This window comes from Cellvibrio japonicus Ueda107 (assembly GCF_000019225.1).
GTDB classification, from domain to species: Bacteria; Pseudomonadota; Gammaproteobacteria; order Pseudomonadales; family Cellvibrionaceae; genus Cellvibrio; species Cellvibrio japonicus.
Genome location: NC_010995.1, coordinates 4,352,888 through 4,365,900, shown reverse-complemented (window position 1 = coordinate 4,365,900; position 13,013 = coordinate 4,352,888). Strand labels below are relative to the sequence as shown.

At 54.0% G+C, this 13,013-nt stretch carries 10 protein-coding genes; 7 read left to right on the top strand and 3 right to left on the bottom strand.

What is annotated here, in order from left to right; all coding sequences use genetic code 11:
- Nucleotides 1-13: 13 nt before the first annotated feature.
- Both CJA_RS17590 and CJA_RS17585 read left to right on the top strand, forming a co-directional pair.
- A complete protein-coding gene (locus CJA_RS17590; RefSeq protein WP_012489222.1) occupies nucleotides 14-2,074 on the top strand; it encodes a UvrD-helicase domain-containing protein in 2,061 nt (686 codons plus the stop codon).
- Nucleotides 2,075-2,095: 21 nt separating this feature from the next.
- On the top strand, nucleotides 2,096-2,338 hold the full coding sequence (locus CJA_RS17585; protein ID WP_012489221.1) for a DUF2789 domain-containing protein: 243 nt from the start codon (nucleotides 2,096-2,098) through the stop codon (nucleotides 2,336-2,338).
- A gap of 29 nt (nucleotides 2,339-2,367) precedes the next feature.
- On the opposite strand, the gene ubiB is transcribed toward CJA_RS17585, so the two are convergent.
- Genes ubiB through ubiE form a run of 3 tightly spaced genes read right to left on the bottom strand, consistent with a single transcriptional unit; the run spans nucleotide 2,368 to nucleotide 5,389 of the window.
- The gene (gene ubiB / locus CJA_RS17580) at nucleotides 2,368-4,026 is read right to left on the bottom strand and encodes a ubiquinone biosynthesis regulatory protein kinase UbiB (RefSeq protein ID WP_012489220.1); all 1,659 of its coding nucleotides are present in this window, start codon (nucleotides 4,024-4,026) and stop codon (nucleotides 2,368-2,370) included.
- Nucleotides 4,023-4,640, bottom strand: coding sequence for a ubiquinone biosynthesis accessory factor UbiJ (locus tag CJA_RS17575; RefSeq protein ID WP_012489219.1), 618 nt, complete (start codon nucleotides 4,638-4,640; stop codon nucleotides 4,023-4,025). The genes ubiB and CJA_RS17575 overlap by 4 nt, the downstream gene beginning before the upstream one ends.
- Nucleotides 4,640-5,389 (bottom strand): bifunctional demethylmenaquinone methyltransferase/2-methoxy-6-polyprenyl-1,4-benzoquinol methylase UbiE, encoded by a 750-nt coding sequence (gene ubiE / locus CJA_RS17570; RefSeq protein ID WP_012489218.1) that lies wholly within the window; start codon nucleotides 5,387-5,389, stop codon nucleotides 4,640-4,642. Before ubiE ends, CJA_RS17575 begins: the two co-directional genes overlap by 1 nt.
- A gap of 103 nt (nucleotides 5,390-5,492) precedes the next feature.
- Here ubiE and CJA_RS17565 point away from each other — a divergent pair, with 103 nt between their 5' ends.
- The 5 genes from CJA_RS17565 (at nucleotide 5,493) to CJA_RS17545 (ending at nucleotide 12,944) form a co-directional block, all read left to right on the top strand.
- Nucleotides 5,493-5,972 carry a hypothetical protein gene (locus CJA_RS17565; protein WP_012489217.1) on the top strand — a complete coding sequence of 160 codons (480 nt, stop codon included), beginning with the start codon at nucleotides 5,493-5,495 and terminating at the stop codon, nucleotides 5,970-5,972.
- Nucleotides 5,973-6,376: 404 nt separating this feature from the next.
- Nucleotides 6,377-8,629 carry an arginine/lysine/ornithine decarboxylase gene (locus tag CJA_RS17560; protein WP_012489216.1) on the top strand — a complete coding sequence of 751 codons (2,253 nt, stop codon included), beginning with the start codon at nucleotides 6,377-6,379 and terminating at the stop codon, nucleotides 8,627-8,629.
- Between the two features lie 103 nt (nucleotides 8,630-8,732).
- Nucleotides 8,733-10,298 (top strand): type I restriction-modification system subunit M, encoded by a 1,566-nt coding sequence (locus tag CJA_RS17555; protein WP_012489215.1) that lies wholly within the window; start codon nucleotides 8,733-8,735, stop codon nucleotides 10,296-10,298.
- Nucleotides 10,295-11,755: an ATP-binding protein gene (locus CJA_RS17550; protein WP_012489214.1), complete on the top strand. Its 1,461-nt coding sequence runs from the start codon at nucleotides 10,295-10,297 to the stop codon at nucleotides 11,753-11,755. The genes CJA_RS17555 and CJA_RS17550 overlap by 4 nt, the downstream gene beginning before the upstream one ends.
- Nucleotides 11,748-12,944 carry a restriction endonuclease subunit S gene (locus tag CJA_RS17545; RefSeq protein ID WP_012489213.1) on the top strand — a complete coding sequence of 399 codons (1,197 nt, stop codon included), beginning with the start codon at nucleotides 11,748-11,750 and terminating at the stop codon, nucleotides 12,942-12,944. The genes CJA_RS17550 and CJA_RS17545 overlap by 8 nt, the downstream gene beginning before the upstream one ends.
- The last annotated feature ends 69 nt before the right edge of the window (nucleotides 12,945-13,013 follow it).

Sequence of the window (13,013 nt, the reverse complement as noted above, 5' to 3'; positions counted from 1 at the left end):
CAATAGGTATCTAATGAACTTCCTCCTCTCCAACACCTTCACCACCAGCCTCGCCAAACTCACCGGCGAGGAACAAAAGGCCGTTAAAACCACGGCCTTTGATTTGCAGGTGAATCCTGCCAGTCCCAGCTTGAGTTTTCACAAGCTGGATCGCGCCCGCGATAAAAACTTCTGGTCAGTGCGGGTGAATCTCGATCTTCGCATCATTGTCCACCGCACCGAAGCCAGCCTGTTGCTCTGCTATGTGGATCACCACGATAAAGCCTACGAATGGGCCGAGCGACGCAAGCTGGAAACTCACCCGGTTACGGGTGCCGCGCAGTTGGTGGAAATTCGTGAATGTGTGCAGGAAGTGCCGGTTATTCGCTATATCGAGCAGGCGGCCATTGCCAAGCCCGCGCTTTTTGCCGGTTACAGCGATGATGAACTCTTGCAGTACGGTGTGCCGCAGGAATGGCTGGCCGATGTGCGCACGGCGGATGAAGATTTTCTGCTGGCCCTGGCCGATCACTTGCCTGCCGAGGCGGCAGAGGCTTTGCTGGAACTGGCAACAGGCGGTACGCCCCAGGTACTGGTGGCGGAGAAAGGTGTTCTGCCATTCGACCACCCGGATGCCCTGCGTCGCTTCCGTGTGCTGGATAATCAGGAGGAGCTGGCCCAGGCGTTGGAATTTCCCTGGGATAAGTGGTCGGTTTTTCTGCACCCCGCGCAACGCGATTGGGTAGAACGGGATTTCAACGGTCCGGCGCGGGTTTCTGGTTCCGCCGGCACCGGCAAGACGGTAGTGGCGCTGCACAGGGCGGTGCATCTGGCGCGCCAGCATCCAGACAGCCGTGTACTCCTGGTCACCTTTTCCGAGGCGCTGGCGAATAATTTGCGTATCAAACTGCGCTGTTTGGTTGCACATCAACCCACGCTGGCGGAACGTATAGACGTTTATGCGCTGGATGCGCTGGCTGATCGTTTGTATCGTCAGCAGTTGGGGCCTGTTAATCGAGTGAGCGACGCGCAATTAGGGCAACTGCTACAGCAGGCCGCCGATGATCTGGCGCTGACAGGCTTCAATCCCCGGTTTTTGCTGACGGAATGGTGTGACGTAGTGGATGCCTGGCAACTGAAGACCTGGGAGGACTACCGGGATGTTCGCCGCCTGGGCCGCAAGACCCGCTTACCCGAAAATCGCCGCGCCCAATTATGGGCTATTTTTGAGCGCGTGATGCTCAAGCTGGCCGAGCAGCGGTTGGTAACACAGGCAAGTATGTTCGCGGCTCTGACGGAACACCTATCGCAACGCAAAAATCCGTTGTTTGACTTCGTGGTGATTGATGAAGCGCAGGATGTGAGTGTGGCACAGTTGCGTTTTCTGGCTGCCTTGGGCGCGCAGCGGGCCAATGGTTTGTTTTTCGCGGGCGACTTGGGGCAGCGTATTTTCCAGCAACCGTTTTCATGGAGTAGCTTGGGCGTGGAGGTGCGCGGCCGTGTGCATACCTTGAAAATCAACTATCGCACTTCCCACCAGATTCGCCAGCAAGCCGATAAGTTACTGGGGCCGGAGGTCAGCGATGTGGATGGCAATTGCGAAGACCGTCGCCACACCATATCTGTTTTTAATGGCCCTGCACCGGAAATTAAACTCTGTGATTCTGTAGATGATGAAATCATCTTGGTTGCTGGCTGGTTGCAATCTCTTGTGAAAAAGGGTGTGGCCCTGCACGAAATCGGTGTGTTTGTACGCTCCGCTGTTGAGCTGTCTCGCGCCCGACAGGCACTACAGCAAGCAGGGTTGGCGTTTGACATTCTGGATGAACACACCGATGTGGCCAGTGAGAATATTTCCTTGTGTACCATGCACTTGGCTAAGGGGCTGGAGTTTCGCGCTGTGGCAGTCATGGCCTGCGACGATGATATTATTCCTCTGCAATCCCGCCTGGAAACTGCGGCAGAAATGGCTGACTTGGAGGAGGCGTACAACACCGAGCGGCAATTGCTGTACGTTGCCTGTACACGGGCCAGGGATTATTTGTTAATAGCCAGCGGTGGAAGGGCATCGGAGTTTTTGGATGATTTTAAATAAACAAATTCAGTGGAGATAATAATGGATACGGTAGAAGTACGCATGACCAACCTGTTCCACCAACTGGGCCTGGATGCCAGCGAGCAGGGGATTGCCAATTTTATTCACGCGCACCATTTACCGGCGGAGGTGCATATTGTTGATGCGCCTTTCTGGAGCGAGGCCCAGCGCCAGTTTTTGGATGAAATGCTAAAAGCCGATGCGCGCTGGGCGGTGTTGGTGGATCAGTTGAACGAATCCCTGCATGAGCCTCACAGGGCCTGAGCGCTCCGCTGCGCAATCCCCAGCATTCACTAGCGTTTCAATAACCACGCACTCAGTCCTATGGCCGCCAGCAGGTAGCTGGCGGTGGGAATATCGCCAAACGAAAAGTGATTCGCCCAGTGGCGGATACCTTCACCCAGGCTGGGCCAGGCCAAGGCGATGGCGCCCGCAAAGGCCAGCAGGGTGATGACACGGCGGCGGTTGCGTTGGCGCGCCAGCTGTTGCTGGGCTTTGTAGGCGTGGGTGGCCTCTTCCAGGCGCGGTGCCAATTCCCCCAGGTTTTGTAATTGTTGCAAACCGTTGAACACCAGGTTGGGTACCTGCGGGAATTTTTCCATCCATTCCGGCGCGTAGCGCTTGAGTTCGCGCCAGAGGCTTTTGGGGTGGAAGCGGTTTTTGAGCCAGCGCTCCAGGAAGGGATGGGCGGTGGCCCAGAGATCCAGGTCCGGGTAGAGCTGGCGCCCCAGGCCTTCGATATTGAGCAGGGTTTTCTGCAACAGCACCAGCTGAGGCTGCACTTCCATCTCGAAGCGGCGCGCGGTGCGGAATAAATTGAGCAGCACCTGGGCGAAGGAGATTTCCTTGAGCGGTTTTTCAAAAATGGGTTCGCACACGGTGCGCACTGCCGCTTCCAGTTCTTCCACGCGCACATGGCTGGGCACCCAGCCACTTTCTACATGCAGCTCGGCAACCTGGCGATAGTCGCGGCGAAACATGGCGAGCAGGTTGCGCGCCAGGTAGTATTGGTCGGCGCGGGTGAGCGATCCGACAATCGCCATGTCCACGGCGATGTATTGCGGTGCGGAAGGATGTTCGTGCGCGACAAAAATATTGCCGGGGTGCATGTCAGCATGAAAAAAGTTGTGCTCAAACACCTGGGTGAAAAAAATCTCCACGCCGCGCTCGGCGAGTTTTTTCATGTCGGTCTGTTGGGCATTGAGTGCAGCGAGGTCGGTGACCGGAATGCCGTAGATCCGCTCCATCACCAGCACGTTGGTGCGCGTGTATTCCCAATAGACTTCGGGAACATAGAGTAAGGGCGAGTTCAGGAAGTTGCGGCGCAGCTGCGAACCGTTAGCCGCTTCGCGCTGCAAATCCAGTTCGTCGAAGATGGTGGTACGGTAGTCTTCGACAATTTCCACCGGGTGCAGGCGCTTGCCATCCAGGGTATTGTTTTCCACCCAGCGCGCTACGCGCAGCAGCAGTGCTATGTCCTGGGCAATCACCTTGTCGATACCGGGACGGATCACTTTGATCACGACTTCGCGCCCATCCTTTAAAACCGCGGTATGCACTTGCGCAACCGACGCCGATGCCAATGGCTCGATATTAAAGCTGGCAAATACCTCTGCAACGCTTGCCCCCAGCGATGACTCGACAATACGCTGGAATTCGCCCTTGGAAAAAGGCGTGACATTGTCTTGCAGATGGTTGAGTTCAAGCACTATGTCGGCGGGAACCAAATCCGGGCGCGTGGATAACAACTGGCCAAATTTGACGAAGATCGGACCCAAATCCTCACAGGCGCGGCGCAGGCGCTCACCGCGCGACAGGCGCGGTTGTGGAAATAGCTTGAAGGGCAATAACAGCAATGTCGCGGCGAGGGGTAAATTCGCCGGCAGTAATTGGTCCAGGCGATAGCGGGCAAATACCCGCAGGATTTTTAACAGGCGCAAAAAGGCAATCACGGACGTTGTTTCTCTTTTAATAGCTGCTCTACCCGCGCTGCCGCGCGATCCACTGCCAGGCGCAAGTCATCGACCTGCTGGTAAAAATCTTTCAGTTCTGCTTTGCCGGGCAGGGTTTTTAATTCTTCGGTAAGGAACTCACTGGCCATGCGCCGGCCACTGCTGGCGCGCTCCCCGACCCAATGCAATTGGCTGCGGATCACCTGGGCTGCCTGGTGTCCGACAATATCGCCCAGCAGTTGGGTGAGCAGCTCTTCCCAGTCGATGTCCAGGTTGCGCACCAGGGCCTGCCAGTCTGCCAGCAGTGAGGTTCTGCCCATCACTTCAACACCGGAGTCCTTGAGGCTATGGGTATCGGCGCTGGCGATCTGTACCAGTGCCGGCAGCGACCCCTGGAGCCGGGTGTCCACCTCGCCTTCCCAATGGCCCATCAGGCGCAGGCCTTCGCTATCAGGTAACAGGTACAGGGTGATGGCCGGTAAGGTGATTTCCACCGCCAGCACCTGCCCTGCCAGGCGTTGCAGGCCGAGGCGGGTGGCCGGATCGTAATGGAGTGCACCATTGACCAGGCGCTCGGCGCTGGCGAGGGCCGCGGTGGTGAGCAGGTTGGCCATCAGGGTTTAATGCCCTTGTGCAGGGCGACTATGCCGCCGGTCATGTTGTGGAATTCGGTATTCACAAACCCGGCGTCGTCCATCATGCCCTTGAGGGTTTGCTGGTCGGGGTGCATACGGATGGACTCAGCCAAATAGCGGTAGGAGTCGGCGTCATTGGTTACCAGCTTGCCCATGAACGGCAGTATCCGGAAGGAATAGGTATCGTAGGCCTTGCTCAGCAATTCATTGTGCGGCTTGGAAAACTCCAGCACCAGCAGCCGGCCACCGGGCTTGAGCACGCGCTGCATGGCGCGCAGTGCCAGGTCTTTATCGGTGACATTGCGCAGGCCGAAGGCAATGGTGATGCAGTCAAAGGTGTTATCGGGGAAGGGCAGGTATTGGGCGTCGCATTGGGTGAAGGCGATGTTACCGGCAATGCCGCGGTCGATCAGGCGGTCGCGTCCCACCCCGAGCATGGAGGCATTGATATCCGCCAGTATCACCTGGCCACTGCTGCCCACCAGCCTGGCAAATTGATAGCTCAGGTCACCGGTGCCGCCGGCAATATCCAATACCTTATGGCCGGTGCGCACACCGGAGGCTTCGATGGTGAAGCGTTTCCATAAGCGGTGGATACCACCGGACATCAGGTCGTTCATCAGGTCGTATTTAGCGGCGACCGAGTGGAAAACCTCGGCGACGCGCTGGGCTTTTTCCTCAACCGGCACTTGCTGGAAGCCGAAATGGGTGGTTTTTTTCTCGCTCATGAAGGTATCCGCCGCTGCCTGGGGTCTGTAACCGGGTCGGCATTGTACAATGCCCTCCCTGATCCCACACCCTCTTGCATCATAACCTGTGGAGTTGGCGCTTATGCGTTTGCCGGTGTATATCGCAAGCCTGCTATTGGCCGGTCTGGCAGTGCATGGCGTTGCGGATGAACTCAAACCCTTTACCACCGATGGTTGCACCTTCTGGCCCGAGGGGCCGCCTGGGCGCCCCAATCTCTGGCGGCATTGTTGCGTAGCACATGACCTGGCTTATTGGCAGGGCGGTAGCCAAACGCAGCGACTGGCAGCTGATCAGGCACTGAAATCCTGCCTGCGCGATGCCCACTCTGCCCTGGTTGCCAGCCATGTGTACTGGAATGTCCGTATAGGGGGAGCTGCCTACTGGCCCACGGGGTTTCGCTGGGGCTATGGCTGGCCCTACTGGCAGGATGGCTGGTGGCGCGGCTATGCACTGCCAACCCCGGAACAGCAGGTACAGATCAGCCAGCTGCTACCTGACGCTTTGCGCCTGGTGGAAGAGGATGCCCGGTTAAATCCGCCGCCAATGGCCGGTGACGAATGAACCATACTGCCCGGATTGGCTCCGGGACAAGCCTGCGTTTGCCCGGGGTTAAATTGTCATAAACGGGTGTTTGAATCCGCCCAAGTGGATTACAATCTTGCGCGCATTCCGCTGCGTCGGTTGATTCGTTGCAGGTCGTAGCGGATGCAGGGCCAAATGGCTATCCAGACCCGTCGGGTTTTCTCGGTCACACTGCTCCAGTGGTCCGGCCCGGTGGCTCGCCACGCAACCTTCCTGCGATTTGCCAGTCTCCTTGATGACCGGTAGATGGATTACCGGTGGATACACGGCTGACTGGCACTCGGATCGCACAAGCGTCGGCACATCGCGTGCGACATAAACACCACCCAGGGGCGGCCGCGCCAGCAAGTGAAACTCCAGCTTTTATACCCTATGGAGACCCCATGAAATTTCGCTTTCCCATCGTCATCATCGACGAAGACTTTCGCTCCGAGAATACCTCGGGTTTAGGTATCCGCGCTCTGGCGGAAGCCATCCAGAATGAAAGCTGGGAGGTAGTTGGCATGACCAGCTACGGTGATCTGGCGCAGTTTGCCCAGCAGCAGTCGCGCGCCTCAGCCTTTATCCTGTCCATCGACGACGAAGAATTCGGTACCGGCTCGCAAGAGGAAACCGATAACGCGCTCAAAGCCCTGCGTGCCTTTGTGGAAGAGATTCGCCACAAGAACGCTGATATCCCTATCTACCTCTACGGTGAAACCCGCACCTCGCGCCATATTCCCAACGATATCCTGCGTGAATTGCACGGCTTTATTCACATGTTTGAGGACACGCCCGAATTTGTGGCGCGCCATATTATCCGCGAAGCCAAATCCTACCTGGATGGCTTGGCCCCACCGTTTTTCCGCGCGCTCATGCACTACGCGCAGGACGGCTCCTATTCCTGGCACTGCCCCGGTCACTCCGGCGGCGTGGCCTTTTTGAAATCGCCTATCGGCCAAATGTTCCACCAGTTCTTTGGCGAAAACATGCTGCGCGCTGACGTGTGCAACGCGGTGGAGGAATTGGGCCAGTTGCTTGACCACACCGGCCCGGTGGCGGCGTCCGAGCGCAATGCGGCGCGTATTTTTAACGCGGATCATTGCTACTTTGTAACCAATGGCACCTCTACCTCCAACAAAATGGTATGGCACTCCACGGTAGCGCCAGGCGATATTGTGGTGGTAGACCGCAATTGCCATAAATCTATTTTGCACTCGATCATTATGTGCGGCGCTATTCCGGTATTCCTGATGCCGACGCGCAACCACCTGGGTATTATCGGCCCTATTCCGCTCGAAGAATTCACCATGGAAAGCATCGAGCGAAAAATTGCTGCCAACCCCTTTGCGCGCGAAGCCAAAAACAAAAAGCCACGTATCCTCACCATCACCCAATCCACCTACGATGGGGTGATTTACAACGTGGAAAAATTGAAAGAATTGCTCGATGGCAAAATTGATACTCTGCACTTTGATGAAGCCTGGTTGCCCCACGCCGCTTTCCATCCTTTCTACAAAGATATGCACGCGATTGGCAAAAGTCGCCCGCGCGCCAAAGAGTCATTGATTTTCTCCACTCAATCCACACACAAACTGCTCGCCGGTATTTCCCAGGCGTCGCAAATCCTGGTGCGTGAATCCGAGAAGGTGAAGCTGGATCAGGATGCGTTTAACGAAGCCTACCTGATGCACACCTCCACCTCGCCGCAATATTCCATCATTGCCTCCTGCGATGTGGCGGCGGCGATGATGGAAGCGCCCGGGGGGCGTGCACTGGTCGAAGAATCGATTTTTGAAGCGCTCGATTTCCGTCGCGCCATGAAAAAAGTGGATCAGGAGTGGGGCCAGGATTGGTGGTTCCAGGTGTGGGGTCCCGACGAGTTTGCCGGCGAAGGCATAGGTGAGCGCGACGACTGGATGTTGCGCAGCGATGATAATTGGCACGGCTTTGGCAAACTGGCGCCGGGCTTTAACATGCTCGATCCGATTAAAGCCACCATTGTGAACCCCGGCCTTTCGGTGACCGGTGAGTTCAGCGAAACCGGTATTCCCGCATCTATCGTGACCAAATACCTGGCGGAGAATGGCGTTATTATCGAGAAGTGCGGCCTCTACTCCTTCTTCATCATGTTCACCATCGGTATCACCAAAGGCCGCTGGAATACCCTGGTGGCGGCGCTGCAACAATTCAAAGACGACTACGACAAAAACCAGCCCATGTGGCGCATCATGCCTGAATTTGCGCAAGCCAACCCGCGCTACGAGCGTATCGGCCTGCGCGACCTGTGCCAGCAAATCCACGACTTTTACAAGGCTTACGACGTTGCGCGCCTGACCACCGAAATGTACCTGTCGGATATGCAGCCCGCCATGAAACCCTCGGATGCCTTTGCCAAAATGGCGCACCGTGAAATCGAGCGGGTGCCTATCAATGAACTGGAAGGTCGTATCACCTCCATTTTGTTAACGCCCTACCCGCCCGGTATTCCACTGCTGATTCCCGGCGAGCGCTTTAACAAAACCATTGTGGACTACCTGAAATTCGCGCGCGATTTCAACGAAAAATTCCCCGGCTTCGAAACCGATGTCCACGGCTTGGTAAAGCGCGAAGTCGATGGCAAGAAGGATTATTTTGTGGACTGTGTGAAGCAATAAGATCTGATCGGCATACAGCCATCCCATGCCAACGGGATGGCTTTTTTATTGATATGCCTATTATTATCCTTGAACTCTGCAATATAAAAAGAGCGTTCTACTGATGGCGCGAATCAAAACTGAAAAGCCTACCAAAACCGAACCGCTGGAAAAACAACTCTGGAAAGCGGCTGATAAGCTGCGCAAAAACATTGATGCTGCGGAATATAAGCATGTGGTGCTCGGTCTTATTTTCCTTAAATACATTTCAGACTCTTTCGAAGAGCTGCATATAAAACTAAAAAAAGGCAAGGGCGACTACGTCGGCGCCGACCCGGAAGATAAAGACGAATACAAAGCTGAGAATATTTTCTTTGTACCGCGCAAAGCGCGCTGGTCATTTTTACTGGGTAAAGCCAAACAACCGGATATAGGCCTGCATGTGGATGCAGCCATGGATGCCATTGAAAAAGAAAACCCATCGCTCAAAGGTGTACTGCCTAAAGTTTACGCCCGCCAGAACCTCGACCCCACCAGTCTCGGCGGTCTGATTGATTTGGTAAGCAATATCGCCCTCGGCGATGCCAAGGCGCGCAGTGCCGATGTGCTCGGTCATGTATTCGAATATTTTCTCGGTGAATTCGCGCTGGCCGAAGGCAAACAGGGTGGTCAATTCTATACGCCGCGCTCCATCGTGGAATTGCTGGTCGCCATGCTCGAACCCTACAAAGGCCGCGTGTTCGACCCCTGCTGCGGTTCCGGCGGTATGTTTGTGCAATCGGAAAAATTTGTGGAGGAGCACCAGGGCCGCGTCAACGATATTTCCATCTACGGGCAGGAAAGCAACCAGACCACCTGGCGTCTCGCCAAGATGAACCTTGCCATCCGCGGCATCGACGCCTCACAGGTGAAATGGAACAACGAAGGCTCATTTTTAAACGATGCCCACAAAGATGTAAAAGCCGATTACATCATTGCCAACCCACCGTTCAATGTCAGCGACTGGAGCGGCGAACTGCTGCGCACCGACGGCCGCTGGAAATACGGCCCGCCGCCCCCGCTCGGCAATGCCAACTTCGCCTGGCTGCAACATTTTATTTACCACCTGGCTCCCAAAGGTAAAGCCGGTGTGGTGCTCGCCAAAGGTGCACTGACCAGTAAGACCAGCGGTGAAGGTGAGATTCGCAAAGCATTGATTGCCGAAGGCAACCTTATCGACTGTATCGTCAACCTGCCCGCCAAATTATTTTTAAACACCCAGATTCCCGCCGCGCTCTGGTTTATGAATCGCGCACGCGGCTCTTCATCAAAAAGCAGCGGCCATCCGCGCAAAAGTGAAATTTTATTTATCGACGCCCGCAACCTCGGCCACCTGATCAATCGCCGTACGCGGGAACTTTCTCACGATGACATAAACAAAATCGCTGGTGTCTACCACAATTGGCGAACCGGTGAAGGTGAATATGAAGATGTAAAAGGATTCTGCGCCTCGGTATCTTTAGAACGTGTTGCGGAACTGGATTATGTACTCACGCCCGGCCGTTACGTCGGCCTGCCGGAGGAGGAAGACGATTTCAATTTCGCCGAGCGGTTTGCAGCGTTAAAGGCAGAGTTTGAAGCGCAATTAAAAGAAGAAGCAAAATTAAATAAAGCCATTGCCAAGAGTCTGGCGAGGATCAAACTGCCATGACCTTGTGGGAGCAAATACAACAGGGCGAAAGCAAAACCCTGGAGCTGAAACAGCAACTGCCCAGGCGCGACCAGATCGCAAAAACGGTTATTGCCTTTGCCAATACCGGCGGCGGTAAACTGATTATCGGGGTGGATGATGACCGGCAGGTTGTCGGCATTGCCGAAGACGATATTTTCACCTTGCAGGATCAGATCGTATCGCTGATAGCCGATGGCTGCCACCCCACCATCCTGCCGGACATCTACACCGCCAACCTGGGCGGCAAACTGGTACTGGTCGTCGAGGTGTTTCGCGGCAACCTCCTGCCCTACTTCCTCAAACACGAAGGCAAAGTCAGCGGCACCTACCTGCGCATCGGCGCCACCAATCGCCCGGCGGACCGTGAATACATCCTTGAGCTGGAACGGCAAAAGCGCAACCAAAGCTTTGATGAGGAAACCGGTTACGAGCAGGTGCTGGACGAGCTAGACCTCACACCGTTGGAACAGCGTTTTTCCGCTCAAGGCAAGCACCTGAATCCGGAAAAACTGCAAAACCTCAAACTGGTACACGAAGAGCAAGGCCGGCTTTACCCTACCCACGGCCTGATGATCCTGCTCGGCCGATATGAGCATGTGATCACCCAATGCGCCCGCTTCAAAGGCACGGATATGAGCGTATTTATCGACCGTAAGGAATACACCGGCGACCTGTTCAGCCAGCTTGAGCAAACCGAAGCCTTTATCAAAAACCACATCCACTTGCGCGGCGAAATCAAAGGGCTACAGCGTACCGATACCTACGAAATCCCCACAGCCGCCCTGCGCGAAGCCCTGATCAATGCCTTTGTCCACCGCGACTACACCAACCGGGGGCGGGATATTAAAGTCGGTATTTACGACGACATCGTCAATATCGTCTCCCCCGGCGGCTTTCCCAGCGGCATTACCCATACAACCCTGGGCGAAGGCCGCTCCGAAATCCGCAACCGCACCATCGCCCGCGTCTTCAAGGAACTGGGCTACATTGAACAATGGGGCAGCGGCTTGCAGCGCATCAAAAACACCTGCCTGCAACAGGGCCTGAAAGAACCGCAGGTTCGGGAAGCCGGCGACTTTGTGGATGTGGAATTCTACCGCCCGGAACTGGCTGAAGCCGATGCAGCCGCGACCGAATCCGATATAAAAACCCCCGAAAACGTCCAAAACCGGACGATTACGACCGATTGCGACCGATTGCGACCGATTACGACCGATTGCGATACCCTGCATCCAGATGAAACCGCCATACTCCTGTACCTGCTGGATCATCCTAAAATAGATCGGAAGCAAGCCCTGACTCTGTTAAACATTAAGGACACCAGAGCCAAAGCACTGTTTAACGATCTTCTGGACAAAAGCCTGATCGAACGCCACGGGCAAGGGCGCAGCACCTATTATGTGTTGGTGAAAAAAGTGGAGGGGCGGGATGAGTGAGTGGCGTGAATTTACTTTAGGAAAGTTAATTGATGACGGCATTGCTGATCTTCAAACAGGACCTTTTGGCACTATGCTCAAGGCCTCTGAGTACTCAGATGTGGGAACGCCAGTAATTGCTGTTCAAGATATTGGAGAAAATAGGCTTATCCATAATAAATTCGTTTATGTGGAGCAAAATATTGTTACACGTCTTTCGCGATATAAAGTAAAGGAAGGGGATATTATTTTTGGCCGAAAGGGGGCTGTTGAGCGTCGAGCTAGAATTCGAAAGGATGAAGATGGATGGTTGCAAGGAAGTGACTGTATTCGTTTGCGATTCAATAGCAGAATTAATTCTATATTTATCTCGTACCAATTTGGAAGTAAATCTTATAGAGAATGGATGATCCAAAATTCAACTGGTGCGACGATGCCATCACTCAATCAATCAGTTCTTAAATTATTGCCGATTAGATTGCCACCAATCGAAGAACAAAAAGCCATCGCAGATATCCTTAGTAGTTTCGACGATAAAATCGACCTGCTACACCGCCAAAACAAAACCCTTGAATCTATGGCAGAAACCTTGTTTCGTCAGTGGTTTGTGGAAGATGCTCAGGAGGATTGGGAAGAAAAAGGCTTACTAGAGCTGGTAGATCTTGTTGGTGGTGGAACACCCAAAACATCAATAAATGAATATTGGTGTGGAGATATTCCTTGGTTATCTGGTGGGGATATTGCAACACACCACAAAGGTTTTATTTCTCGGTCAGAAAAAAATATCACTCAGATTGGGTTGGAAAACAGCTCAGCAAAACTGCTAACAAAATTGGCCACAGTAATTTCCGCAAGAGGTACGGTTGGTAAGCATTGTCTGCTAGCTAGCGAAATGACATTCAGTCAATCTAATTACGGCATACTTCCAAAAATTAAAAATTGCTATTACTTCACCTATCTTTTGATAGGCCATATAGTTGAAGAACTCCAATCCGCAGCTTATGGAAGTGTATTCGATACCATAACAACAGCAACCTTTCGTGATGCTACGTTTAAAACTCCGTCAGAAGAGTTGATTTTTGCATTTGAAGAAGTAGTGAAAGGGTATTTTGAAAAAAAGCTTTTTAATCAGCAGCAAATTCATATTCTTGAAAAAATACGCGATGGCCTTCTGCCAAAGCTAATGAATGGCGAAATTACTGTTGTGTAGCTTTCCAAGACGGCTTGTGGGCTATAGTGTTAAAATATCGCCACCATCTGAACATAGAAAAAGGCAATC